The sequence below is a fragment of the Streptomyces litmocidini genome (assembly GCF_014649755.1).
Lineage (GTDB): Bacteria > Actinomycetota > Actinomycetes > Streptomycetales > Streptomycetaceae > Streptomyces > Streptomyces litmocidini.
Genome location: NZ_BMTQ01000009.1, coordinates 198,469 through 224,391, shown reverse-complemented (window position 1 = coordinate 224,391; position 25,923 = coordinate 198,469). Strand labels below are relative to the sequence as shown.

General features: G+C 73.0%; 19 protein-coding genes. 11 read left to right on the top strand and 8 right to left on the bottom strand.

The window, feature by feature from the left end; genetic code table 11:
* Window positions 1–260 precede the first annotated feature (260 nt).
* Genes IE180_RS20950 through IE180_RS20930 form a run of 5 tightly spaced genes read left to right on the top strand, consistent with a single transcriptional unit; the run spans window position 261 to window position 5,910 of the window.
* Window positions 261–2,006, top strand: coding sequence for an ABC transporter substrate-binding protein (locus IE180_RS20950; protein WP_190158444.1), 1,746 nt, complete (start codon window positions 261–263; stop codon window positions 2,004–2,006).
* A gap of 13 nt (window positions 2,007–2,019) precedes the next feature.
* Window positions 2,020–2,946, top strand: a complete 927-nt coding sequence (locus IE180_RS20945; protein WP_190158443.1) for an ABC transporter permease — start codon at window positions 2,020–2,022, stop codon at window positions 2,944–2,946.
* The gene (locus tag IE180_RS20940) at window positions 2,943–3,929 is read left to right on the top strand and encodes an ABC transporter permease (RefSeq protein ID WP_190158442.1); all 987 of its coding nucleotides are present in this window, start codon (window positions 2,943–2,945) and stop codon (window positions 3,927–3,929) included. The genes IE180_RS20945 and IE180_RS20940 overlap by 4 nt, the downstream gene beginning before the upstream one ends.
* The gene (locus IE180_RS20935) at window positions 3,929–4,933 is read left to right on the top strand and encodes an ABC transporter ATP-binding protein (protein ID WP_190158441.1); all 1,005 of its coding nucleotides are present in this window, start codon (window positions 3,929–3,931) and stop codon (window positions 4,931–4,933) included. The genes IE180_RS20940 and IE180_RS20935 overlap by 1 nt, the downstream gene beginning before the upstream one ends.
* The gene (locus tag IE180_RS20930) at window positions 4,930–5,910 is read left to right on the top strand and encodes an ABC transporter ATP-binding protein (RefSeq protein ID WP_190158440.1); all 981 of its coding nucleotides are present in this window, start codon (window positions 4,930–4,932) and stop codon (window positions 5,908–5,910) included. Before IE180_RS20935 ends, IE180_RS20930 begins: the two co-directional genes overlap by 4 nt.
* A 154-nt stretch (window positions 5,911–6,064) precedes the next feature.
* On the opposite strand, the gene IE180_RS20925 is transcribed toward IE180_RS20930, so the two are convergent.
* Together IE180_RS20925 and IE180_RS20920 are read right to left on the bottom strand one after the other, a co-directional pair.
* Window positions 6,065–6,946: a diacylglycerol/lipid kinase family protein gene (locus IE180_RS20925; RefSeq protein ID WP_190158439.1), complete on the bottom strand. Its 882-nt coding sequence runs from the start codon at window positions 6,944–6,946 to the stop codon at window positions 6,065–6,067.
* 47 nt (window positions 6,947–6,993) lie between these two features.
* On the bottom strand, window positions 6,994–8,589 hold the full coding sequence (locus tag IE180_RS20920) for an FAD-binding oxidoreductase (RefSeq protein ID WP_190158438.1): 1,596 nt from the start codon (window positions 8,587–8,589) through the stop codon (window positions 6,994–6,996).
* 74 nt (window positions 8,590–8,663) lie between these two features.
* Here IE180_RS20920 and IE180_RS20915 point away from each other — a divergent pair, with 74 nt between their 5' ends.
* On the top strand, window positions 8,664–9,263 hold the full coding sequence (locus tag IE180_RS20915) for a TetR/AcrR family transcriptional regulator (protein ID WP_190158437.1): 600 nt from the start codon (window positions 8,664–8,666) through the stop codon (window positions 9,261–9,263).
* A complete protein-coding gene (locus IE180_RS20910) occupies window positions 9,260–10,828 on the top strand; it encodes a glycerol-3-phosphate dehydrogenase/oxidase (RefSeq protein ID WP_190158436.1) in 1,569 nt (522 codons plus the stop codon). Before IE180_RS20915 ends, IE180_RS20910 begins: the two co-directional genes overlap by 4 nt.
* A gap of 417 nt (window positions 10,829–11,245) precedes the next feature.
* Here the strand turns inward: IE180_RS20910 and IE180_RS20905 are convergent, their stop codons facing one another.
* From IE180_RS20905 to IE180_RS37555, 3 genes are all read right to left on the bottom strand, one after another.
* On the bottom strand, window positions 11,246–13,216 hold the full coding sequence (locus tag IE180_RS20905) for an APC family permease (protein WP_190158513.1): 1,971 nt from the start codon (window positions 13,214–13,216) through the stop codon (window positions 11,246–11,248).
* A gap of 139 nt (window positions 13,217–13,355) precedes the next feature.
* Entirely contained in the window at window positions 13,356–13,865 is a 510-nt protein-coding gene (locus IE180_RS37560) for a cbb3-type cytochrome c oxidase subunit I (protein ID WP_373302801.1), read from the bottom strand.
* Window positions 13,865–14,068: a hypothetical protein gene (locus IE180_RS37555; RefSeq protein WP_373302800.1), complete on the bottom strand. Its 204-nt coding sequence runs from the start codon at window positions 14,066–14,068 to the stop codon at window positions 13,865–13,867. The genes IE180_RS37560 and IE180_RS37555 overlap by 1 nt, the downstream gene beginning before the upstream one ends.
* A gap of 320 nt (window positions 14,069–14,388) precedes the next feature.
* Here IE180_RS37555 and IE180_RS20895 point away from each other — a divergent pair, with 320 nt between their 5' ends.
* Together IE180_RS20895 and IE180_RS20890 are read left to right on the top strand one after the other, a co-directional pair.
* On the top strand, window positions 14,389–17,445 hold the full coding sequence (locus IE180_RS20895) for an FAD-binding and (Fe-S)-binding domain-containing protein (protein WP_190158435.1): 3,057 nt from the start codon (window positions 14,389–14,391) through the stop codon (window positions 17,443–17,445).
* A gap of 82 nt (window positions 17,446–17,527) precedes the next feature.
* On the top strand, window positions 17,528–19,351 hold the full coding sequence (locus IE180_RS20890; protein ID WP_190158434.1) for a thiamine pyrophosphate-requiring protein: 1,824 nt from the start codon (window positions 17,528–17,530) through the stop codon (window positions 19,349–19,351).
* A 623-nt stretch (window positions 19,352–19,974) separates the two neighbouring features.
* Here the strand turns inward: IE180_RS20890 and IE180_RS20885 are convergent.
* Window positions 19,975–20,427: a DUF6098 family protein gene (locus tag IE180_RS20885; protein WP_190158433.1), complete on the bottom strand. Its 453-nt coding sequence runs from the start codon at window positions 20,425–20,427 to the stop codon at window positions 19,975–19,977.
* 187 nt (window positions 20,428–20,614) lie between these two features.
* Here IE180_RS20885 and IE180_RS20880 point away from each other — a divergent pair, with 187 nt between their 5' ends.
* Entirely contained in the window at window positions 20,615–22,888 is a 2,274-nt protein-coding gene (locus tag IE180_RS20880) for a catalase (protein WP_190158432.1), read from the top strand.
* 64 nt (window positions 22,889–22,952) lie between these two features.
* Here the strand turns inward: IE180_RS20880 and IE180_RS20875 are convergent, their stop codons facing one another.
* Window positions 22,953–23,234 carry a hypothetical protein gene (locus IE180_RS20875; protein WP_190158431.1) on the bottom strand — a complete coding sequence of 94 codons (282 nt, stop codon included), beginning with the start codon at window positions 23,232–23,234 and terminating at the stop codon, window positions 22,953–22,955.
* A gap of 236 nt (window positions 23,235–23,470) precedes the next feature.
* Here IE180_RS20875 and IE180_RS20870 point away from each other — a divergent pair, with 236 nt between their 5' ends.
* Window positions 23,471–24,448 (top strand): acetylxylan esterase, encoded by a 978-nt coding sequence (locus IE180_RS20870; RefSeq protein WP_190158430.1) that lies wholly within the window; start codon window positions 23,471–23,473, stop codon window positions 24,446–24,448.
* A 124-nt stretch (window positions 24,449–24,572) separates the two neighbouring features.
* On the opposite strand, the gene IE180_RS20865 is transcribed toward IE180_RS20870, so the two are convergent.
* Window positions 24,573–25,763: a cytochrome P450 gene (locus IE180_RS20865; protein WP_190158429.1), complete on the bottom strand. Its 1,191-nt coding sequence runs from the start codon at window positions 25,761–25,763 to the stop codon at window positions 24,573–24,575.
* Window positions 25,764–25,923: the final 160 nt, after the last annotated feature.

The window sequence follows — 25,923 nt, the reverse complement described above, 5'->3', positions numbered from 1 at the left end:
GGGGCGGCGGTGGGGTCGTCGACCGGCGCGGGCAGGAGCGGTCCGTCGGCCGGTGCGTCCCGGTCCGCCGCGACGGGCGACGCGGTCCGATCGTCGGGGTGCGGGGTCGGGGGCCGTCCGCCCGCTCCTCTCCGGCCGGATGAACACGGATGCGTAACAGAACTTCCGACGGGTTGTCAGTACAATTTCACATTACTATGTTACGGGTCACATTCCAGTCAGCTCTCCGACTGTCCGCTTCACACCCGGAGTGACCCCTCATGAACAAGCGCACGCGCACCACCCTGGCCACCGCCCTCGTGGCGACGCTCACCCTCGGCGCCGCGGCATGTTCCGGCGGGAAGGAAGCCGGCGACCGGGGCCGGAAGAACCCCGTCACGGCCAACAACGGCGCGACGGTCGGCGGGACCCCGCGGAAGGGGGGCACCCTGACCGTCCTGTCCGACCAGGACTTCACCCACCTCGACCCCGCCCGCAACTGGGTGATGGGAGACATGGACTTCGGCACGCGCCTCCTCTACCGCACCCTCGTCACCTACAAGGCCGAACCGGGGGCCGGGGGAGGCGACCTCGTCCCCGACCTGGCCGAGGACCTCGGCACTCCGTCCCACGGGGCGAAGACCTGGACCTTCCGGCTGAAGCAGGGCCTGAAGTACGAGGACGGCACCCCCGTCACCGCCCGGGACGTCAAGTACAACGTCGAGCGGTCCTTCTCCCCCGACCTCCCCGGCGGCCCCGACTACGCGGCCCGTTACCTCGCCGGCGCCGAGGGCTACCAGGGCCCGGCAGGGGGCAAGCACCTCGACTCCGTCAAGACGCCGGACGACCGCACGATCGTCTTCGAACTGCGCAAGCCCTTCGCCGAGTTCCCCTACGCCACGGTGCTGCCCACCTTCGCCCCGGTGCCCCGGGCGAAGGACGAGGGCCCCCGGTACGACAACCGGCCCTTCTCCTCAGGCCCGTACAAGATCGAGTCCTACGCACGCGACAAGCAGCTCGTCCTGGTGCGCAACACGCACTGGGACGCCGGGACCGACACCGTGCGCAAGGCGTACCCGGACCGGATCGTCGTGACGATGGGTCTGAAGGCCAACCAGATCGACGACCGGCTGATCGCGAGCGCCGGCGCGGACGCGTCGGCGGTGTCCTGGAGCAAGCTGCGCCCCGAGTCCACCCCGAAGGTGCTCACCAGGGCCGACGTCAAGGCGCGGCTGCTCGCCGAGTCGACCAACTGCACCGAGATGGTGCAGATGCACACCGGCCGCGCCCCCTTCGACGACGTGAAGGTCCGTCGGGCCGTGCAGTACGCGCTGGACCGCGAGGCCCTCGTCACCGCCTCCGGCGGACCCGCGCTGAACGACGCGGCCACCGCCCTCATGCCCGGCTCCCTCTTCGAGGACGGCAAGCAGCCCGACACCCTGGGAATACCGCTGACGGGTGACGTCGCCAAGGCCAAGCAGCTCCTGAAGGAGGCCGGCAAGCCGGACGGCCTCTCCACCAGCGTCACCGTCTCCAACGGCGACAAGGCCGTCGGCGAGGCGATCCAGCAGTCCCTCGGCCGGGCCGGCATCAAGGTCACCATCGAGACCGTCGACCCGTCCGCGTTCTACGACACCATCGGGGACACCGAGAACCGCACCGACCTCGTCTACACCGGATGGTGCCCGGACTATCCCTCCGGGTCGACCTTCCTGCCCTTCGTCTTCGACGGCCGCTACATCAAGGAGAAGGGCAACTCGGGCAACCACTCCCTCTTCCGCGACCGGGCCACGATGAAGCGGATGGACGAGATCGCCGCCATGACCGACGCGGCCCGGGCGAACAAGGCCTGGCAGGCGCTGGACGGGGAGATCCTCGCCGAGGCCCCGACGGCGCCCGCCGTCATCGAGCGCAGGCCGCTGCTGCTCGGCACCAACGTCGCCGGCGCCTTCGGGCACACCTCCTTCGGCGGCCAGATCGACTACGCGACGGTCGGCCTCAAGGACCCGACGACGAGCGGGAACTGAGGGAACACCAGTCATGTCGACCATTTCTCCGCCCTCGCGCGCGGGCAGCGGTCCCTGGCGACTCGCCCGCGCGGAACTGCGCCGTCGCCCCTCGGTGAAGGTGTCCCTCGTCGTCGTCACGCTCTTCGCGGTCATGGCCGTGGCCGCCCCGCTGCTCAGCGCGCTGGGCGGCTGGGGGCCCGAGGAGTTCGACAAGAGCGCCGTCGATCCGTACCTGGGAGGCCTGCCCGTCGGCCCGCTCGGCGGCGTCTCGGCCGAGCACTGGCTCGGCGTCGAACCCGTCACCGGCCGCGACCTGTTCGCCCGGGTCGTGCACGGCGCCCAGGTCTCCCTGCTCATCGCCTTCGCCGCGACGGCCATCGTCGTCGTCGCCGGGACCGCGGCCGGGATCGCGGCCGGCTACTTCGGCGGCCGCACCGACAGCGCCCTCTCGCGTCTGATGGACCTGACGATGTCCTTCCCCTCCCTCATCTTCATGATCGCGACGATGTCGGTGGCGCGTGACGTCAACCGGATCGTCCTGATGACCCTGGTCATCGGCCTGTTCGGCTGGCCCGGCATCGCCCGCGTCGTCCGCGGCCAGACCCTCTCGCTCAAGCACCGCGAGTACGTCGACGCCGCCCGCGTCGGCGGCTCCGGCCCCTGGCGGATCCTGACCCGCGAGATCCTCCCCGGCGTCGCCGGGCCGGTCATCGCCTACACGACCCTGATCGTCCCCGGCATGATCGCCACCGAGGCGGCCCTCAGCTACCTGGGCGTCGGCGTCCGGCCGCCCACGCCCTCCTGGGGACAGATGATCGCCGAGAGCGTCGCCTTCCACGACACCGATCCCACGTACTTCGTCGTCCCGAGCCTCTGCCTCTTCCTCACGGTGCTCGCGTTCACGCTGCTCGGCGACGCGCTGCGCGACATCCTCGACCCGAGGGGAAGCCGCGCGTGATCCTCTACCTGGCCCGCCGGCTGCTCGGCGTCGTCGCCGTCCTCGTCGCCATCGCCGCCGTCACCTTCACCATCTTCTACGTCCTGCCCTCCGACCCCGCCGCCGCGGCCTGCGGCAAATCGTGCAGCGCCGAGCGCCTGGAGGCCATCCGCGCCCACATGGGACTGGACCAGCCGCTGTGGCGGCAGTTCGCCGACTTCACCACCGGGATCCTCACCGGTCGCACGATCGGCTCCGGCCCGTACGCGCTGAACTGCGACTTCCCCTGCCTGGGCTACTCGTACGAGAACAGCCAGCCCGTCTGGGACCTGCTCGTCGACCGGCTCCCCGTCTCCGCCTCCCTCGCCCTCGGCGCCGCCGCGCTCTGGCTGCTCCTCGGACTCTCCGCGGGCGTCGCGGCGGCCCTGCGCAAGGACAGCCTCACCGACCGCGTCCTCATGGTCGGCGCGGTCGCCGCCGCCTCCCTGCCCGTCTACTTCACCTCGGTCATGCTGATCTACGGGTTGATCCGGGTGGCCGGACTGCTGCCCTATCCGCAGTACACGCCGTTCGGCGCCGACCCGCTCGGCTGGGCCGCCAACCTGCTGCTGCCCTGGCTGGCGCTCGCGATCCTGTACGCCGCCATGTACGCCCGTCAGAGCCGCAGTTCGATGATCGAGACCATGGCGGAGCCGTACATCCGCACCGCCCGCGCCAAGGGACTCCCCCGCCGCACGGTCGTCGTCAAACACGGGCTCCGCGCCGGCATGACCCCCGTCCTCACCCTCTTCGGCATGGACCTCGGCGGTCTCCTCGCCGGCGCCGTCATCACCGAGTCCATCTTCGGACTCCCGGGCGTCGGCCGGTTGTTCTACGGCGCCCTCTCCACCGGCGACCAGCCCGTCATCCTCGGCGTCACGCTGCTCGCCGCCACCTTCATCGTCGTCGCCAACCTGGCCGTCGACCTGCTGTACGCCGTCGTCGACCCGCGAGTGAGGTACTGATGGCCGACTCCACTCCCCTGTTGTCGGTACGGGACCTCACGGTCACCTTCCCGACGCAGCACGGCCCCGTCCGGGCGGTCGACTCCCTCGCCTTCGAGGTGCCGCGCGGCCGGACCCTCGGCATCGTCGGCGAGTCGGGATCCGGCAAGTCCGTCACCTCGCTCGCCGTCATGGGCCTGCACACCGGCGCGGACGTCACCGGTTCCGTCGTCCTGGACGGGCAGGAGCTGATCGGCCTCTCCGACCGCGCGCTCAACGGACTGCGCGGCCGGAAGATGGCGATGATCTTCCAGGACCCGCTGTCCAGTCTGCACCCGTACCACACCGTCGGAGAGCAGGTCGCCGAGCACCACCGGGTCCACTTCGGCTCCGGCCGCAGGGCCGCCCGCGCGCGGGCCGTCGAAGCCCTCGCCGAGGTCGGCATCCCCGAGCCGCGACGCCGGGCCGGCGAGTACCCGCACCAGTTCTCCGGCGGGATGCGCCAGCGCGTGATGATCGCCATGGCGCTGGCCTGCGAACCGGACCTGCTCATCGCGGACGAGCCGACGACCGCGCTCGACGTGACCGTCCAGGCCCAGATCCTGGAACTGATCGCCCGCCTCCAGGAGGAACGGGGGCTGGCCGTCGTCATGATCACCCATGATCTGGGCGTGGTCGCCCGGGTGGCCCACGACGTCCTGGTGATGTACGGCGGCCGGGCGGCCGAACAGGCCGCGGTGGACGCCCTGTTCACGTCCCCCGCACATCCGTACACCCGGGGTCTGCTCGACTCGCTGCCCCGGCTCGACGACCCGGACGACGCGCCGCTGCGGGCGATCCCCGGCAGCCCGCCGTCCCTGCTCGACCCGGCACCGGGCTGCGCGTTCGCGCCCCGCTGTGCCCGCGCCGCCCGCGGCTCCGAGGAGGAGCGGGCGCGGTGCGCGGCCGAGCGCCCGGTGCTCGGCGGCCCGGAGGGACACCCGGCCGCCTGCCACTTCCCCGCACACGAAGGCGTCGCCCCATGACCACCACACCCCCGCCCCTGCTCCGCGTACGGGACCTCAGGACGACCTTCCCGGGGCGCCGGGGCCGCTCGGCGCCGATCCGGGCCGTCGACGGCGTCGGCTTCGACCTCGCGGCGGGCGAGACCCTCGGCCTCGTCGGCGAGTCCGGCTGCGGCAAGTCGACCACGGGCCGCACGATCGTCCGCCTCCTGGAACCGACCGCCGGCTCCGTCTCGTACGACGGGCGCGACATCAGCCACCTGTCCCAGCGGCAGCTGAAGCCGCTGCGCCGCGACATCCAGATGGTCTTCCAGGACCCGCACTCCTCCCTCAACCCACGGCAGACGGTGGCCCGGATCATCTCCGACCCCCTGCTGGTCCAGGGGAGTTCGGCGGCGGAGGCGCGCGAGCGGGCCGTCGGGCTGATGGAGCTCGTCGGGCTCATCCCGGAGCACATCGACCGCTATCCGCACGAGTTCTCCGGCGGCCAGGCGCAGCGCATCGGCATCGCCCGCGCGCTCGCGACGAGCCCCCGGCTGGTCGTCGCGGACGAACCGGTCTCCGCCCTCGACGTGTCCGTGCAGGCGCAGATCGTCAATCTGATGGAGCGGCTCCAGCGGGAGCTGGGCCTCGCCTATCTCTTCATCGCCCACGACCTGTCCGTGGTGAAGCGCGTCTGCGACCGGGTCGCGGTGATGTACCTCGGCCGGATCGTGGAGATCGGGGACAAGGAGCGGGTGTACGGGGCGCCGGAGCATCCGTACACCCGGGCGCTGCTCTCGGCGGTGCCGCTGCCGGACCCGGCCGCCGAGCGGGCCAGGGAACGGATCACGCTGCTCGGCGACCCGCCGAGCCCGGCCGCTCCCCCGCCCGGCTGCACCTTCCACCCCCGCTGTCCCAAGGCGCGGGCGGTCTGCCGCACCGAGGCGCCGGTCCTGCGGACCACCGCACGGGGCGAGGCCCGTCAGGTGGCCTGCCACTTCCCCGAGAGCGCCTGACGCCCGGCCTGCACGCGGTGTGCCCCGGGGCCGGTCGGTCCCGGGGCACATCCGTCAGCGACGGGCCACCCCGTGGTGGCGCGGACGGTCTCCCCGTGGCCGCCGGCGCCGAGCGCCTCGGCGCGGACGCGGAGCGGGAGGCCCCGAGCCGTGGTCAGGCCAGTACGCGGAGGGACGCGGGTCTCACCCTGAGGGTCACCGGCAGGGTCGCGTCCACCTCGCCGTCCGCGCCGTACGGGAGGGGCCGGTCGGCCTCGATGCGGACCTCCTTGCCGCGCAGGATCTCGATCTGAGGCCGGTGCACGTGCGCGCCCGTCTTCAGTTCGTTCATCATGGCGAAGAAGAGCCGCTTGGGCGCGTCCTTGATCACCACGACGTCGAGGAGGCCGTCGTCGACCCGCGCGTCCGGTGCGATGTTCCTCCCGAAGCCGTAGAACCCGGAGTTGGCCGCGACCACGGTGTAGCCGGTGCGCTCGTGTCCGGTTCCGTCGATCGTGATCCGGTACGCGGCGGGCTTCCAGGCGAGGACCGCCCGGAGGCCGCCGACGTAGTAGGAGGCCGCGCCGCGCAGCAGACGGGCGGCGTTGGCGTGGCGGTTGGCCACCGCGTCGACGCCCGCGTACACGCTGCCGAGGACGCAGACCCCGGTGTGCCCGGCGGACTCCACCCCGATGGTGTCGACGGCCCGCGGCTCGCCGTCGAGCAGCACCTCGGCGAGACCCCGGGCATCGGTGGGAAGTCCCAGGGCGCGCGCGAAGTCGTTGCCGCGGCCCGCGGGGACCAGACCGAAGACCGTGTCCGTGCCGCTGAGCGCCCCGCCGACCGTGCCGGCCATGCCGTCACCGCCGACGGCCAGCACGACGTGCCCCTTCGCTCCGGCGTCCCGGGCGATTTCCCGGGCGTGTTCCAGGCTGCGGCTGTAGACGGTGTCGAGCCGCGCGCCCGCCTCCCGCAGCAGCCGGGCCAGCGGGAGCAAGCTCGCCGTGCCGCTGGATCCCCCTGCGGTGGGGTTGACGACGGCGGTGAACTGTCGCATGGCTCTGGCCTCCGGGCGGCAGAAGAAGGGGTTCAGGAGGGAGGGGTTCAGCGGGTGGGGATCAGGACGCCGGGGTTCAGCACGCCGGACGGGTCGAGCTCGGCCTTGACCGCCTGGAGCACGCGGATGCCGAGGGGGCCGACCTCGTGGGCGTACCAGTCGCGGTGGTCGGTGCCGACGCCGTGGTGGTGGCTGATGGTGCCGCCCGCCGCCAGGATCGCGTCGTTCGCCGCCCGCTTCGCCGGTGCCCAGTGCGCGACGGCGTCCTCGCCCTGCGCGGAGACGACGGTGAAGTACAGCGAGGCGCCGTTCTCGTAGGTGTGCGAGATGTGGCACATGACGAGCGGCGGGGTCCCGGACTCGGTGAGGGTGCTGGTCAGCGCGGAGCGTACCGCCGCGTACAGACCGGGGACGGCGGACCAGAACGCGGCCGTCTCCAGCGTCTCGACGAACGCGCCGGCGTCGAGCAGCGCGTCACGCAGGTAGGGCGCGTCGTAGCGGCCGTGCTCCCACTTGTCGCCGGCCTCCTCGCCGATGAACTCGCCGTCGCAGGCGAGGAGGACCTCGTGCGCGGCGGCACGGCGGGCGGCCGTGTCGGCCTCGGTGCCCTCGAAGCCGACGATGGCCACGCAGCCGGGGTTCTGCGGGAGTTCGGCGGTGCCGATGGCGTCCGGCTGCGCCAGCCCGACGAACGTCTCGGACTCGTCCGACAGCCGCAGCACCGTGGGCCGCGGGCCGTCCTGGGCGAGCCGGCGCAGTGCGGTCGTGCCGGCCTCGAAGGAGGCGAAGCGCCAGCCCTCGTAGATCCGCTTCTGCGGCAGAGGGCGGATGCGCACGGTCACCGACGTGATCACGCCGAGGACGCCTTCGGAGCCGAGGATCAGCTGGCGCAGGTCGGGTCCGGCGGCGGAGCGCGGGGCGCGGCCGCTCCACAGGGTGCCCTCGGGGGTGGCGACCTTCAGGCCGAGGACCATCTCGTCGAAGCGGCCGTAGCCGGCCGAGGCCTGGCCGCTGGAGCGGGCCGCGGCGAATCCGCCGATGGACGCCCATTCGAAGGACTGCGGGAAGTGGCCGAGCGTCCAGCCCCGCTCGTTGAGCAGCGCCTCGCACTGCGGGCCGCGCAGGCCGGGGTGCAGGGTGGCGGTGCGCGACACCTCGTCGAGGGCGAGCAGCTGGTCGAGGCGCCGCAGGTCGAGGGCGACGAAGGGCCGCTTCGTGGTGGGTGCGAGGCCGCCGACGACGGAGGTGCCGCCGCCGAACGGGACGGCGGACAGGCCGTGGTCCGCGCAGGCCCGCAGGACGGCGAGGACCTCGTCGTGGCTGCCGGGAAGGACGACGGCGGCGGGGATGTCGTCGACCTCGCCGGCGCGGATGCGCAGGAGGTCGGGGGTCGACTTGCCCCGGGTGTGCCGGATGCGGCTCTCGGCGTCGTCCCGCAGGCCGTCGGGTGCGGCGACGGCGGCGCGCAGCGCGCTGCTCGCCTCGCCGGTCAGTGCCGGGGCGGGCACGTCGATGTCGGCGAGGGCGGACGGGCCGCTCTCGCGCGGCGTGACGCCGAGCAGGTCCCGCAGCAGGCCGGTCACCGATTCGGGCAGGGGCGCCGCCTTGGCCGGGTCGCCCCAGCCGCTCCACAACATGTCCACTTCGAGAGGTTCCTCACGGTCTGTTTGACGGACGGCACTGCCGCTCGGCCCGTACCTGCATTACACTGTGACAGATGACGCCCATTCGTCACAAGCATGCGGACGCGGATCCCGTACTCGACGCAGCACGCGACTGCGTGCTCGCCGTCGGCGTACGGCGGACCACCCTCACCGACGTCGCCCGGCGGGCCGGCGTGTCCCGGATGACGCTGTACCGGCGCTGGCCCGACGTGCGGACCCTCGTCGGCGACCTGATGACCCGTGAATGGATCGCCGTGGCCGCCTGCGCCATGCCGCCCGCCGACGACGAGGGGCCCGAACGGGCCCGGATCGTCGAGGGGCTGGTGGCGGGAGTCGCCGCGTTCCGGTCCCATCCGCTGTTCCGGAAGATCCTCGACGTCGACCCCGAACTGCTGCTGCCGTACGTCCTCGACCGGCGGGGCGCCAGCCAGGACGCCCTGCTCGGGCTCCTCGTCACCGCGCTGGAGGAAGGGCACGAGGACGGTTCCGTACGCCGCGCCCACCCCGACGTGCAGGCCCGGTCCCTGCTGCTCGTCGTCCAGTCCTTCACGCTCTCGCTGCGCACCATGGCCGACGAGGACGATCCCGAACTGAGCGAAGCCGCCTTCCTCGAAGAGCTGCGCACCCTGCTGGAGAGGACCCTCGCCCCATGAACCCCACGTGCAGCACCGCCCTGCCCGGCTCCTCGCTCGACGCCGAGCGGCGCCGACGCGAACTGGACCGGCTCGCCGACGGCGACGTCGTCGACGTGCTCGTCGTCGGGCTCGGCGCCACCGGAGCCGGAGCCGCGCTCGACGCCGCCACCCGCGGCCTCCGCGTCGCCGCGATCGACGCCCACGACCTCGCGTTCGGCACCTCCCGCTGGAGCTCCAAGCTGATCCACGGCGGACTGCGCTACCTCGCGTCCGGACAGCTCGACGTCGCCCACGAGAGCGCCGTCGAGCGCGGCATCCTCATGGAACGCACCGCCCCCCACCTCGTCCGCGCCCAGCCCTTCGTGCTCCCCCTCACCCCGCTCGTCAGCCGCGGCCAGGCCGCCCTCGCCCGCGCCGGATTCGTCGCGGGCGACCTGCTGCGCGTCGGCGCCCGCACCTCGCGCCGCACGCTGCCGCAGCCGCGCGCGCTGTCCGCCGTCGAGACCCGCCACCTCGCCCCGGCCCTGCGCCCCGTCGGCCTGCGCGGCGGACTGCTCTCCTGGGACGGGCGGCTCTCCGACGACGCGCGCCTGGTGACCGCGATCGCCCGCACCGCGGCCGCCCACGGCGCCCGGATCCTCACCCGGGCCAGGGCCCTGGAACTCCACGGGGACGGCGCGCTGGTGCGCGACGAGACCACCGGCCAGGAACTGCGCGTCCACGCCCGCGCCGTCGTCAACGCGGCCGGGGTCTGGGCGGGCGGCCTCATCGACGACGTACGGCTCCGCCCCTCGCGCGGCACCCATCTCGTCCTGCGCTCGGAAACCCTCGGCCGGCTCTCCGCCGGACTCCACATCCCGATCCCCGGCGAGACGAACCGTTTCGTCCTGGTCCTGCCCCAGGGCGACGGGCGCGTGTACGTCGGCCTCACCGACGAGCCCGTCGACGGCGCCGTCCCCGACGTGCCGGAGGTCCCCGAGACCGACATCGGCTTCCTCCTCGACGTCCTCGGCTCCGCCCTCGACGTCACCGTCGGGCGCTCCGACGTGGTCGGGGCCTTCGCCGGGCTGCGGCCCCTGCTCGACACCCGGGACTCGGAGGGCCGCACCGCCGACATCTCGCGCAAGCACGCCGTGCTCACGTCGCCCGACGGCATCGTCACCGTCGTCGGCGGCAAGCTGACCACCTACCGCCGCATGGCCCAGGACGCCGTCGACGCGGCCGTCACCGCCCGCGGCCTGACCGCCGGCGCCTGCCGCACGGCGTCCGTCCCCCTCGTCGGCGCCGCCCGCCCGGGGACCCTCGCCGGTCTGGACGTCCCGCCCCGCCTCGTCCAGCGCTACGGCTCCGAAGCCCCGGCCGTCCACGCCCTCGGCCTCGAAGACCCCGCCCTGGCCGAACCCGTCGTACCCGGCCATCCCGTCACGGGCGCCGAACTGGTGTGGGCGGTCCGCCACGAAGGCGCCCTCGACGTCTCCGACCTCCTCGACCGCCGCACCCGCATCGGCGTGGTCCCGGAGGACCGCGCCGTCGCCGAGGAAGCGGCCCGGGACGCCCTCGCCCGTACGGCCCGGGCACGGTGAGGGAACGCGGTGCCCCCGCCCGGCGTCCGGGCGGGGGCACCGTCGTCCTTCCGGCGGGTGGGCCCCTCCCGGAGACGCCCTGACGCGCCCTGGTTTCACCCGGCGTCGACAGTCCTGGTCCTCGTGGGGCCCAGGGGGTACCTACGAGGGCGACGGGGCAGGGCGAGTGGCGCGGTGCGGCGTGGTGGGCGGGTCCGAGTTCGCGGTGGACCATGCCGTGCCGGTGGTGGACTCCGAGGACGAGGAGACCGGCGTTGTACGCGGCCCGGTCGAGCGCTCTCGTGTTCGAGGGGGAACCGTCCACGCCCACCGTCACCGGTCCGTCCACCGCTCACGCTCCCTTTCGTCACCGGTGAGACGACGGTCTGCGGGGTCCGCAAGCCGTACGGGGCCTCCGGGCCTCCGGACGGCTCCCGGTCAGTGCGGCGGTTCGCCTCGGCGGACGGAGCCCGGAGCACGTGCACCGTGGTGGTCGGCCCGCGCGGAGGAGATGAGCTGCCAGGGCACGCTGATCACCATGACGCCCGGAGTGAAGCGCAGGCGTGCCTTGATCCGGAGTGCGGACTGGTTGTGCAGCAGGTTCTCCCACCAGCGGCCGACGACGTACTCGGGGATGTAGACCGCGACCATGTCGCGGGGGCTCTCGCGGCGGAGGGAGCGCACGTGGTCGACGACGGGCCGGGTGACCTCGCGGTAGGGGGAGTCCAGGACCTTGAGGGGGACGTCGATGCCGAGCCGCTCCCACTGGTCTTCCAGTGCGCGCGTCTCGTCGCGGTCGACGGCGACGGTCAGCGCCTCCAGCCGGGCCGGCTTCGAAGCGCGCGCATAGGCCAGGGCCCGGAGCGTCGGTTTGTGGACGTTGGAGACCAGCACGATCGCCAGGACACGGGAGGGGGAGGTGAGGTCGGCGTGCGGGTCGGTGCTCGTCAGCTCGGCGGTGGTGCGGTCGTAGTGCCCGCGGATGGCGCGCATCAGCAGCCACAGCACCCCGGCGGCCAGCACGGCCAGCCAGGCGCCGTCGAGGAACTTCGTGAACAGGACCACCACCAGGACCAGGCCGGTGAAGACCGCGCCGACCGCGTTGATGATCCGCGCGACGCTGTGGCGGCGGCGCAGCGCGGGGTCGCTCCCTGCGGCCAGGACCTGGTTCCAGTGCCGGACCATGCCGGTCTGCGAGAACGTGAAGGAGGTGAAGACGCCCAGGATGTACAGGTGGATCAGGGCCGTGACGCTGGCTTCGAACCCCCACAGCAGCAGACCGGCGGTGACGGCCAGTGCCACGATGCCGTTGGAGAAGGCGAGCCTGTCTCCCCGGCTGTGCAGCTGCCGGGGCAGGTAGCGGCGCTGCGCGAGGACCGACGAGAGCAGCGGGAAACCGTTGAACGCGGTGTTCGCGGCGAGGATCAGGACGAGCGCGGTGGCCGCCTGGACGTAGTAGAAGCCGAAACTGCTCTCCCCGCCGAAGACCGCGGCCGCGATCTGGGCGATGACGGTGCGCTGCTGGTGGGCGGAACAGTCCCCGCCCAGTCCGGTGAGCCGGCAGGCGTCATCGGCGATGTGGACCTTGGAGACGATCGCGAGGGTGGTGACACCGACGAACATGGTGAGGGCGATGAGGCCCATCACGGCCAGGGTGATCGCCGCGTTGCGCGACTTCGGCCTCCGGAAGGCGGGAACCCCGTTGGAGATCGCCTCCACGCCGGTCAACGCGGTGCAGCCGTTGGAAAACGCACGCAACACCAGCAGCACCAGCGCCGCGCCGGCCAGCTGTGCGTCGCCCTCTTGCGGCCGGATGCCGTACGACGCGCTCTCGGCGACCGGCGCGTCCCCGGCCAGGTACCGGAAGAGCCCGGTGGCGATCATGACGAGGACGCCGCTGACGAACAGGTACGTCGGCGCGGCGAAGGCCCGCCCGGACTCGCGCACCCCCCGCAGGTTCACCACCGCGAGCAGCGCCACGAAGCCCAGTGCCATCGGCACCCGCTGGGCGTGCAGCTGGGGGACGGCGGAGATGATGTTGTCCACGCCGGAAGCCACCGACACCGCCACCGTCATCACGTAGTCGACCAGCAGGGCAGCCCCCACCACCAGACCGGCCCCCTCGCCCAGGTTCGCGGACACGACCTCGTACGAGCCCCCACCGCTCGGGTAGGCGCGCACGACCTGCTGGTACGACAGCACCACCACCGTCATCAGCGCGACGACCGCCGCCGCGATCCACGGCGTGAAGTGCACGTACGCCAGTCCGCCCAGCGTGAGCACCAACAGGATCTCCTGCGTCGCGTAGGCGACCGACGACAAGGGGTCCGAGGCGAAGATCGGCAGGGCCACACGCTTGGGAAGCAGCGTCTGCCCCAACTCGCTGCTGCGCAGGGCACGGCCGATCATGAGCCGCTTCGCCACCTCGGGGATCCTGATCACAGTGACGAAGGTAGAACGGCGGCCCGCTGATCGGAGGGACCGTCACCCCGACGTACGTCGGCGCTTCGTGTGCGGTCTTCCCGTCAGCGGTCGACTTCGAGGTTCGTCAGCACGAGCGGGGCGCGCAGGAGCCGGGTGGCGCGGGCTGGGTCGACGCGAAGCCCGGCGAGGATCCGCCCGGGGGGACCGCGCACGGCCCTGCGGGTGAGAGGCGCCCGGTGAGCGGTCCCTGCTCCCGCGTCTCAAGGCGGTCGGCGGGCCACGGGGCGGCTCCGCCCGCGCCCCGCGGCCGGGGGCCGATCGGGTTCACCGCCTGCCGCCCCACCGCCGGAGTCGTCGCCCGGCCGGCCCGGCGGACGGCGAGCACGGAGGTGAGGAGCACGTTCCAGGTGAAGACCGGCATCCGGAACATCGTCATCCCCGGGGCCCGCAGGCTCACGATGGCGGTGCCCAAGTCGACCGACGTGAGGGTCGTGCCCACTCCGGAGAGGACGAGCCCCATGGTCCACAGGTCGCCGCCCGCTCCGGGCGGGAAGACCGGGCCGTTCAGGGGCGCGTGGGCGAACCAGCCGAAGGAGGCGGCTCGGCCCGGAACGACGAGGCCGGAGACGGCCATCACTCCGCCGAGGAGGAAGAGCCCGTGGGTGAGGGCGTCGAGGCGGGGAAGGCCACGTCGGGTGCGCCGGTCCGCAGGGGCATGACGGCGTCGGCGAAGCCGGCGAACAGGAGGAACCCGAACGCGGTGGCCATGGAGAGGTGGCCGGCCGCCTTGGGGGCGGTGGTGGTGAGCACCCCCGCGAGACGGGCGCCCGTCCGCACCCGCCGCTCCACTCCCGGGAGACCCGCCCCGGCCGTTCGCCCGCCCGGTTCCGCGACCGCCCGCCCGGGACGGCCACCTGTTCGGCGGCGAGCGGCGACGCGCAGGGAAGTCCACCGGCATGGCACGGGCGCCGCCGGGCGGCTGCCACCGCGGCCCGGATGACGGCCGGCCCGCACCCCGGCCGAGACGTGCTGATTTCAGATGAAAAGCCAGGAAAGTGTCTTTGCGGGCCGCGGGCGGGGGTACGCGAGTACGAAGAAGGGGACGCGAGCAGCGGCCCACTGGACCTCATGATCCGCAGGTGGAGGCGGGCCCTCTGATGTCTTCGGTTGACGTGGCGGCGCTCGAGGTGGCGCTGCGAGCGGCGGTGGACGGTGAGGTCCGGTTCGACACGGGGAGCCGGGGCGCGTACGTCACGGACGGATCGAACTACCGCCAGGTGCCGATCGGCGTGGTCGTCCCACGGTCGGTGGAGGCCGGAGCGCGAGCGGTGGAGGTCTGTGCGCGTTTCGGCGCGCCCGTGCTGTCCCGCGGGGGCGGCACCAGCCTGGCCGGGCAGACCACGAACGCCGCCGTGGTGATCGACTGGACGAAGTACTGCCACGCCCTGGTCTCGGTCGACCCCGACGCCCGGACCTGCGTGGTGGAGCCCGGCATCGTCCTCGACGAACTCAACCGGCGGCTCTCGGACCACCGGCTGCAGTTCGGTCCGAAGCCGTCCACGCACAGCCACTGCGCCCTGGGCGGCATGATCGGCAACAATTCCTGCGGCGCGTCGGCCCAGGCGTACGGCAAGACGGTCGACAACGTCCGCCGGCTGGAGATCCTGACCTACGACGGGCTGCGCACCTGGGTGGGGCCCACCGGTGAGGCGGAGCGTGCCCGCATCGCCGCCGGGGGCGGGCGGAAGGCCGAGCTGTACGCCGGTCTGGACCGCATCGTCGCCGAGTACCTCGGTGACATCCGGCGCGGCTTCCCCGAGGTCCCCCGCCGGGTCTCCGGCTACAACCTCGACTCGCTGCTGCCCGAGAACGGCTTCGACGTCGCCAAGGCGCTGGTCGGCAGCGAGGGCACCCTGGTCACGGTCCTGCGGGCGGAACTGGAACTCGTGCCCGTACCGCCGTGCCAATCGCTGCTGGTCCTCGGGTACGACGACATCTGCGCGGCCGCCGACGACGTCCCCCGGCTGCTGGAGCACTGTTCGCCCAGTCAGCTGGAGGCGCTGGACGGCAGGATGGCCCAGCTGATGCGCGAGGAGGGCGCGTACCTCGACTCCCTCCGCGTCCTGCCCGCCGGCGACAGCTGGCTGATGGTGCAGTTCAGCGGCGACAGCCGGCAGGACGTGGACGCGCGGGCCCACGCCCTGCTCGCCGCCGTCGGCCGTCACGAGGAGGACGCCGACGTGGCCTTCTCCGACGACCCCGAGCGGGAGCAGAAGATGCTGAGGGCCCGCGAGGCCGGCCTCGGTGTCACCGCGCGCCCTCCGGACGGCCGGGAGACGTGGGAGGGATGGGAGGACTCCGCCGTCCCGCCCGAACGTCTGGGCGACTACCTGCGGGACCTGAGGGCACTCTTCGAGGAGTTCGACTACGACCACCCGTCGTTGTACGGGCACTTCGGACAGGGCTGCGTCCACACCCGGATCCCCTTCGCGCTCAAGACCGCCGCCGGAGTCGCCGAGTTCCGCCGCTTCGTGGAGCGCGCCGCCGACCTGGTGGCCTCGTACGGCGGTTCCCTGTCCGGCGAGCACGGCGACGGCCAGGCCCGCGGGGAGCTCCTGACCCGGATGTTCGGCCCACGGCTGGTGGCCGCCTTCGGCGAGATGAAGACCCTGTTCGACCCCGGCAACCGCATGAACCCCGGCAAGGTCGTCGACCCCCACCCGGTGGACGGGCACCTGCGCCTGGGCCCTGACTGGCGCCCCGCGACGCCCGCGACGCACTTCGCCTATCCGGAGGACGACCACTCCTTCACCCGCGCCGTGATGCGGTGCGTGGGCGTCGGCAACTGCCGCGGCCACTCCGGGGGCGTCATGTGCCCCTCCTACCGGGCCACGCGGGAGGAGGAGCACTCCACCCGGGGCCGGGCCCGGCTCCTGTTCGAGATGCTCGCGGGCCACGAGGACTCGGTGATCACGGAGGGGTGGCGGTCGACGGAGGTGAAGGACGCCCTCGACCTGTGCCTGGCGTGCAAGGGCTGCAAGTCCGACTGCCCGGTGAACGTCGACATGGCCACCTACAAGGCCGAGTTCCTCTCCCACCACTACGCGGGCCGGTTGCGTCCCGCCGCCCACTACGCGATGGGCTGGCTGCCGCTGTGGGCCCGGCTCGCCCGTCTCTCCCCCGCCCTCGTCAACACCGTGCTCCAGGCGCCGGGGCTCGCCGCGGCGGGCAAGCGGCTCGCCGGGGTGGACCCGCGACGGGAGACACCGGTGTTCGCGCGCCGGTCCTTCCCGCAGTGGTGGCGGGCGCGGGAAGGGGCCGGGAACCCCGACCCGGCCGACCCACGGACGGTGGTCCTGTGGCCGGACACCTTCACCACCTCCTTCCACCCGTCCATCGCGATGTCGGCCGTACGGGTCCTGGAGGACGCCGGCTTCCGGGTCGCCGTGCCCACCGAACCGGTGTGCTGCGGCCTGACCTGGATCTCCACCGGTCAGCTGGGCATCGCGAAGAAGGCGCTGCGCCGCACCGTGCGGGTGCTGCGGCCCTATCTGGAGGCCGGCACTCCGATCATCGGTCTGGAGCCCTCCTGCACCGCCGTGTTCCGGGCCGACGCGGTCGAGCTGATGCCGGCCGATCAGGACGTCGAACGGCTCGCGGGGCAGGTCCGCACCTTCGCCGAACAGCTCGTCCACCACGCCCCCGAGGACTGGCGTCCGCCGCACGTGGCCCGGACGGCGCTCGTGCAGACCCACTGCCACCAGCACGCGGTCATGAAGTTCGACGCCGACCGGGAATTGATGCGCCGGGCCGGCCTCGACGCCGACGTCCTCGACGAGGGCTGCTGCGGCCTGGCGGGCGACTTCGGCTTCGAGCGCGGCCACTACGACGTCTCGATGGCGGTCGGGGAACTGGGCGTCCTGCCCGCCGTCCGCGCCGCGGCTCCCGACGGCCTCGTGCTCGCCGACGGCTTCAGCTGCCGCACCCAGATCGAACAGGGCGGCACCGGCCGCCGGGCCCTGCACCTGGCCGAGGTGCTGGCCCTCGGCCTCGACGGGAACCTGCCCGACAGACGGCCCGAACGCCTCGCCCGGCGTCCGGAGCCGCCCCCGCGGACCGCCCGCTGGGCCGCCACCGCGGGCGCCGCGGCGCTCACCGCCGCTGCCGTCACCGCGGCCGGCCGGGGTGTCCTCAGGCTCCGGCGCGCTCCGTGACGGGGGCCGGGGCCCGCCCGGGCCGGCTCCCCCGCACGACACCACAGTCCACGCACGAGAACAACCGTTGAAAGGCCCCACCATGTCGACGAAGGTCTCCGACCACGTACTCCAGCGGCTGCGCGACTGGGAGGTGGAGTACGTCTTCGCCTATCCCGGCGACGGGATCAACGGGCTGCTGGCCGCCTGGGGCAGGGCCGAGGACGAGCCCCGGTTCATCCAGGCCCGGCACGAGGAGATGGCCGCGTTCGAAGCTGTGGGCTACGCCAAGTTCTCCGGGAAGGTCGGGGTGTGCGCCGCCACGTCCGGGCCCGGCGCGATCCACCTGCTCAACGGCCTGTACGACGCGAAGCTCGACCACGTCCCGGTCGTCGCCCTCGTCGGGCAGACCAACCGCAGCGCCATGGGCGGCTCCTACCAGCAGGAGGTCGACCTGATGGCCCTCTACAAGGACGTCGCCTCCGACTTCTGCGAGACGGTCACCGTCCCCGAGCAGCTCCCCAACGTGATCGACCGCGCGATGCGCACCGCGATGGCCCGGCGGTCGGTGACCGCCGTCATCATCCCCGCCGACGTCCAGGAACTGGACTACTCGCCGCCCGGGCACGCCTTCAAGATGGTGCCCTCCAGCCTCGGCATGCCCCGGTACGCCCCCGTGCCCGCCGACGACGACCTGGCCCGCGCCGCCGAGGTGCTCAACGCGGGCGAGAAGGTGGCGATCTTGATCGGCCAGGGCGCCCGGGGCGCCCGTCAGGAGGTCATGGCCCTCGCCGAGCGCCTCGGCGCCGGCGTGGCGAAGGCGCTCCTCGGCAAGGACGCCCTGGACGACGACCTGCCGTACGTGACCGGTTCGATCGGCCTGCTCGGGACCAGGCCGTCGTACGACATGATGATGGGCTGCGACACGCTGCTCGTGATCGGCTCCTCCTTCCCGTACACGCAGTTCCTGCCGGAGTTCGGGCAGGCGCGGGCCGTGCAGATCGACATCGACCCGCACATGGTCGGCCTGCGCTACCCGTTCGAGGTGAATCTGGTCGGCGACGCCCGCGAGACGCTGACCCGGCTGCTGCCGCTGCTGAAGGGGCGCAAGGACAAGGGCTGGCGGAAGAAGATCGAGAAGGACACCGCCCGCTGGTGGGAGGTCATGGGGCGGCGGGCCGCGGTCGAGGCCGACCCGATCAACCCCGAGTACGTCGCCCACGCACTCGACGACCTGCTGCCCGAGAACGTCGTCCTGGCCGCCGACTCCGGCTCCGCCGCCAACTGGTACGCCCGCCACCTGAGGCTGCGCGGGGCCATGCGCGGATCGCTCTCCGGCACGCTCGCCACCATGGGGCCGGGCGTGCCGTACGTGATCGGCGCCAAGTTCGCGCACGGTGACCGCCCGGCGATCGCGCTGGTCGGCGACGGGGCGATGCAGATGAACGGGCTGGCCGAGCTGATCACCATCGCCAAGTACTGGCAGGAATGGGAGGATCCGCGCCTGATCGTGGCCGTCCTGAACAACCGGGACCTCAACCAGGTCACCTGGGAGATGCGCGCCATGTCGGGCGCCCCGCAGTTCCTGCCCTCGCAGTCGATCCCCGACGTCGCCTACGCCGACCACGCCCGCCTCATGGGCCTGCACGGCATCAGGGTGGAGAAGCCCGAGGAGGTCCGGGGCGCCTGGGAGACGGCGCTGGCCGCCGACAGGCCCTGCGTCCTCGACTTCGTCACGGACCCGGCCGTGCCGCCGATCCCGCCGCACGCCTCCCTCGACCAGATCGAGGCGGCCGCCGCCTCGGTCCTCAAGGGGGACAGCGACCGGACCGCGATGGTCCGCCAGGGCTTCAAGGCCAAGGTGCAGGAGTTCCTGCCCGGCGGCCACAAGCGGTCGGACCGGCGCGGCGCCGGGGACGACGCGTGAGCGCGTCGTCCGTCGGGGCGGTCCTCACCGGTGCCACGCGGACAGTCGCCCCGGCGCCCTGACCGGGCCGGTCAGGGCGGCCCCGAACAGCCCGGTCGGACCGGTCAGGCCGGTCAGGCCGGTCAGGCCGGTCGGATGACCGGTTCCGGGGCGGGGACGGGGCCGGGCAGAGGTCCCGGGCGCGGCCCGGGCTCCGGCTGAGGACCCCCGGGCTGGGGGTCCGGTTCGGGCCGGGGAGGTGTCGGCGGCACCGGATCCGGGCCGCCGGGTCCCGGCACCGGTCCGGGAACGGGGCCGGGCTGAGGCCCGGGACCGGGGCCCGGCACCGGTGTCGGACTCGGAGGGACCGGGTCGTCGGGCGGCGTGCCCATGGCCGCTCCTGAGGACCGAGCGCCGGGCTCGGGGTCGAAGGACGGCATCGGTCGCGCCGGACGTCCGGTCCGTGCGTCGCTTTCCATGGTCACACCAGCTCCCAGGGTCGTCTTCCCCTCCGGTTGCCCGAGGGCCGGCCTTTCATTCCCGCGCGGTGGCCCCATCCCGGAGGGCGGGTGGCCCGGCACGGCCACGGCGCTGGGCCGCCGCCCCTCGTGGACGGCGCCGTGGCCTCTCCCGCGCCGCACCGGTCAGGCGTGGCGGTCGAGGGGGCCCCAGCCGTTCGCATGGCGTTCGACCTCGGACGCGGCCTCCTCGATGACGCGCTCGCCGATCCAGCCGAGGGGCCGCACCTCCGTGACCAGGGGCTCGTTGTCGGGGCCGCGCCCGACCTCGCGTCCGCGCAGGAGCCAGGGCCGCACCTCGGGGTCCTTGACCCGCGGGAGGTGGGAGTAGTCGTAGAGGCGGCGCGCGGCCCAGGTGCGCAGGGGGCGCTCGCCCCACCAGGGCTCCACGTCCAGCGAGCTCGCCGACAGGCCCGGGAGCCGGACTCCGGTGAGATCGTCGCGGCTGCTCACGCCCGGCAGGTCGACGCCGGGGCCCCTCGACCACCGCACGTACAGGCCGCGCTCGCGGGCGAGGACGTCGGCGAGTTCCTCCAGTGAGTCGATGCGGGGGAGGCGGGAGGCGTTCGACTGGTTCACATCCCGCCCCTACCCGTCCCGATCTCCCGAGAACGCCTGTTCAGGGGGAGTCTCTGGGCAGAGCGGGGGTACTCGGGATGCCGGATGGCACTCGAGACGAGAGGGTGACATCGGGCCCGGGGCACGTCGTCCGGTGGGCGGCGAGGACCTCGCAGGCCGCGGAATCCCTCAGGAGGAGAGATCAGGCATGGTCCGGAAGAACGCGAGCAAGACTGCGGCCCAGAAGGCCACGGCGGCCGAGGGCGGGCGCCGGAAGCGGGACGAGTCGCGCCCCGCGCCCGGCAGGCCGACGCCGGAGCCGCCGGAGGTGGCCGAGCCGACCCGGCCCCGGGAGCCCCTGCCGCCCGCTCCCGACCAGGACGGCCCCGACACCTTCAGCCCCACGGGACAGCCCACGGGCGCGCCCCGGGCGACGGTGGCGCAGGGCGGCGCCCATCTGACGAACGCCCAGGGCACCCGGCTCCCCGACAGCGACCACTCGCTCAAGGCGGGTGCGCGCGGCCCGGTGCTGCTTCAGGACCACCACCTGCGGGAGAAGATCACCCATTTCGACCACGAGCGCATTCCCGAGCGGGTGGTCCACGCCCGGGGGGCCGCCGCGCACGGGGTCTTCCGGGGCTACGGCACGGCCGCGAAGATCTCGAAGGCCGCGTTCCTGGCGAAGGACGTCGAGACGCCCGTCTTCGTGCGCTTCTCGACGGTCCTCGGCTCACGGGGTTCCGCGGACACCGTCCGTGACACACGCGGTTTCGCGACGAAGTTCTACACCGAAGAGGGCACGTTCGACCTGGTCGGCAACAACATCCCGGTCTTCTTCATCCAGGACGGCATCAAGTTCCCCGACATCGTGCACGCCGCGAAGCCGCACCCGGACCGTGAGATCCCCCAGGCGCAGAGTGCCCACGACACCTTCTGGGACTTCGTGTCCCTCCACACCGAGGCCACCCACCACACCCTGTGGAACATGTCCGACCGGGGCATCCCCCGCTCCTACCGGATGATGGAGGGCTTCGGCGTCCACACCTTCCGGCTGACCAATGCCGAGGGTTCGACCTCCCTGGTGAAGTTCCACTGGAAGCCGAAGCTCGGCGTCCACTCCCTGGTCTGGGAGGAGGCGCAGCTCACCAACGGCATGGACCCCGACTTCCACCGCCGCGACCTGGCCGACGCGATCGAGGCGGGCGCGTTCCCCCAGTGGGAACTCGGCGTGCAGGTCTTCCCCGACACCCCGGAGCAGACCTTCGAGGGGATCGACCTGCTCGACCCCACCAAGATGGTGCCCGAGGAGCTCGCGCCGGTGCGGCCGCTCGGCCTGATGACCCTCAACGCCAACCCGACCAACTTCTTCGCCGAGACCGAGCAGGTCGCCTTCCACCCCGGACACCTCGTGCCCGGCATCGACATCACCGACGACCCGCTGCTCGCCGCGCGCCTGTTCTCCTACCTGGACACCCAGATCAGCCGGCTCGGCGGCCCCAACTTCGCGCAGCTGCCCATCAACCGTCCGCACGCCCCGGTCAACGACATGCTCCGCGACGGGATGCACCAGACGGCGGTGCACGCCGGAGTGGCGCCCTACCGGCCCAACTCCCTCGACGGCGGCTGTCCGTTCCTGGCCGGGGCGGACGAGGGGGCCTTCATCGAAGCCCCCGTCGAGATCCCCGCCGCGCGGAAGGTCCGGGAGGTCTCCGCCTCGTTCGCCGACCACTTCTCCCAGGCGCGGATCTTCTGGCTGAGCATGACGCCGCCCGAGCGCGAGCACATCATCGCCGCCTACACCTTCGAACTGAACAAGTGCTACGAACAGGCGGTGAAGGAGAGGACGCTGAAGGTCCTCGCCAACATCGACCCGCAGCTGTGCGAGGGGGTCGCCGCCGGCCTCGGGCTTCCCGCCCCGGCCGCCACCGAACCGCTCGCGGACGTCGAGCCGAGCCCCGCCCTGTCCCAGATCGGCCGCACCTGGCCGGTGGACGGGAGGGTCATCGGCATCGTGGCCGACGGCGACGCCGACCTGAAGGGCGTCCGGGCCGCCAAGAAGGCGATCCTCAACGCGGGAATGGTCCCGCTCGTGATCGGCCCGACGGGCGGTGTCCTGGGGACGAGGAACCCCGTGACCGTGCAGCGCACCTTCGCCACCGCGCGCTCGGTCGAGTTCGACGCCCTGCTCTTCGCCGGAGTGCCCCGGGCGGCGGCCGACGCCCACGGCGCCCGCGACGCGAAGGCCGGTGCGCCCGACCCCGACGGCCCCGACCCCCGGGTCCTGTTGCTGCTGACGGAGGCGTACCGCCACGGCAAGGCCATCGGCGGCTGGAACGGCTCCTCCCGGATCCTCGGAGCGGCCGGCCTCCGGGAGGAGGGGCCGGGCACCGCCTTCGCGGACACCTCCGCCGCGGCCCTGAAGCAGCTCACGCGCGCCCTCGCCGGGCATCGTGCCTGGGACAGGTTCCCCGCGACCGTCTGAGCGTCACCGCGCGCCTGCCGCCGCTCCGCCCGGGCGGAGCGGCGGCAGGCGCGCGGCCGTCGTCTCAGGCTCCGTCGGGCTCCAGGAGGCGGCGGGTGCGGTCGTTCGCGCCGCTGAGGGTGAGGGGGACGCCGAGACCGGCGCACATGCGGTGGGCGCGGGCGAGGGCGCTGAGGGTGGCGGGGCTGGGGTCGGCGGTCGGGACCACGACGACGACCCGGGCGGGCCGGTGCGCCTGGACGAGGGCTTCGATCCGGAGGGCCGCCGCGGCGCGATGGGTGACGTCCAGGTCGCGGTGGAGCGTCACGTACAGGGCCTCGTGACGTACGGCATGGCTGATGAGCAAGGTGTCCCTCCGCGCAGGACGAGGGCCCACGGACCTGACGTGGCATGGGCGGTTCGTCCGAGGATGTCACGACGGGCGGCCTCGCGGTGCTCTCCTGGCGTTCACCGCGCGGAGTGTCCGCCGGGAGAGTCCGAGAGTTCACGTGTACGCGTCGGCGTGGGCGTCCCCTAGGGTGAGGAAGGCCGGGGCGACCGGTCGGGACCGCGTACGAGACCCTCACCCACCAGGAGGTTTTCATGGCCCAGTTCGACCTGCCCCTCGACCGGCTCCGCGCGTACCGCAGCGCGTCCGTGGAGCCCGAGGACTTCGACGCCTTCTGGGCGAAGACCCTCGACGAGGCACGCGCGCACGAACTGGACGCGCGCTTCGTGCCCGTGGCGACCGGGCTGGCCACGGTGGAGGTCTCCGACGTGACCTTCGCCGGGTTCGGCGGACACCCGGTGAGGGGATGGTTCGTCCTGCCGGCCGGAGCGACCGAACCGCTTCCCGTCGTGGTGGAGTTCCTCGGGTACGGCGGCGGGCGGGGCCTTCCGCACACCCATCTGCTCTGGGCCTCGGCCGGCTTCGCGCACTTCGTGATGGACACGCGCGGACAGGGCAGCGGCTGGGCCACCGGCGACACCCCGGACCCGGTGGGCAGCGCGCCCTCGTTCCCGGGCTTCATGACGCGGGGCGTCGAGGACCCGTACTCCTACTACTACCGCCGGCTCTTCACGGACGCCGTGCGCGCCGTGGAGGCGGCCCGCTCGCATCCGCTGGTGGACGCGAGCCGTACGGCGGTGACGGGGATCAGCCAGGGCGGCGGCGTCACGCTGGCCGTGGCGGGGCTGGTGCGGGACCTGGTGGCGGTGGCGCCGGACGTGCCGTTCCTGTGCGACTTCCCGCGCGCGACGACGATCACGGACCGCATGCCGTACCGCGAGATAGGCGACTACCTCAAGACGCACCGCGGCCGGGTCAAGCGGGTCGGCGAGACGCTGGCCTACTTCGACGGGGTCCACTTCGCGGCCCGTGCCACGGCTCCGGCCCTGTTCTCGACGGCGCTCGAGGACCTGACCTGCCCGCCGTCGACGGTGTTCGCGGCCTTCAACGCGTACGCCGCGGAGGAGAAGGCGATCGAGGTGTACGACTTCAACGACCACGAGGGCGGCGACACGTTCCAGCAGGCGGCCCAGCTGGGCTGGCTGCCGGGGAAGCTGCGCCGGGGGGTCTGACGGAGGGCCGGAGCCCCGGCCGCGCAGCGGGCCGGGGCTCCGGCGGGGTGCACGTGAGCCGTGCACCGGCGTGCCGCCCGCCTCCCGGACGGGCGTCACGCTCGTGGGTTTCAGTGCCAGTACTTCATGGTCGAACCTCCTCCCCCGCTCGTGGACGCAGCGTGACCTCGAAGCGGTCGAGACCGCGGAGGGTCAGATTGCGCCGGTGATCCGGTTCCGCGACGGCCCGTGCGTCCGGGTAGTCCCTGGCCAGGGCCCCGAGGACCGATCCGGCGAGCCGGATCGCCATGGACGCGCCCAGACAGGCATGGGCCCCGCGTCCGAACCCGAGGTGCGGGTTCGGGGCGCGGTCGAGTCGCAGCTCTGCGGGGTGGTCGAACCGCAGCGGGTCGTGGTTGGCCGCGCCCAGGAAGAGCGTGACCGGATCACCCGCCTTGATGGTGACGCCACCCAGTTCGGTGTCGGTGACGCAGACCCGGGCGTCCGCCTGGACCGGTGCGTCGTACCGGATGAGTTCGTCCACGGCCGGGGCCGGGTTCGCTCTGAACGCGTCGAGCGCGCCGGGGGTGGTGAGGAGGGCGGCCGCGGCGTTGCCGAGGAGCCGCGAGGCGGATTCGTAGCCCGCGTGGAGGACGGCCCGCAGACTGTTCCGAAGAACCGTTTCTTCCACTCCGCCGTCCGCCGCGTGCTCCGCCACGTACGCGATGAGCCCGTCCTCGGGCGGGTCCGCGAGCCATCCGCCGGCGTACTCCGCGAGCCGGGCCCGGGCCGCGACGGCGGGCTCGTGCTTCTCGGGCCAGAGCCCGGCGTCCATGCCGTCGACGACGGCACGGGACATGGGCACGAACCAGTCGAGTTCGGGCGCGGGAACACCGAGGAAGGCGGTGACGAAGCGGAGGGCGACCGGTTCGGCGAACTCCCCGACGAAGTCGAAGGAGGGCCGTCCGGCCAGCTCGGCGAGCAGGTCCGCGATCTGCGGCTCCAGACCGTCGTGCAGGGCCCGGCGGTCCTGGGCGCGGAAGCCGTCGAGCAGCAGGTGCCGGATGGCGGTGTGCTCCGGCGGGTCGAGGGTCTGGACGCTCAGCAGCGGTGCGGGGACGTCCTCGCCCGCGCGCCGCCAGTCGGAGGCGAAGCCGTCGCTGTCGGTGAGCACCGCGAGGCAGTCGGCGTGGCGGGTCAGGACCCAGGAGCCGAGCAGTTCGTGCCAGAGGACCGGCGTGGCCTCCCGCATGCGGGCATAGGCCGGGTAGGGGTTCCGCAGGTTCGACGGGCGGGCCAGATCCAGGATCGGGTCCACGGTTGCCGTTTGCTCCACGAAACGTCTCCCCTGTGCATCAGGCCTGGTCGAGGCCTTGGCCGCCTGCGAGTCGAGCGCTACGAGACGCCGGATCACCGGTGGGTGGAACGCCTCGTCGATGCTTCACCGGCGGTTCGCCGGTGCTTCCCTGAACGTCATCCGAGCCGAGCGCCGGTGA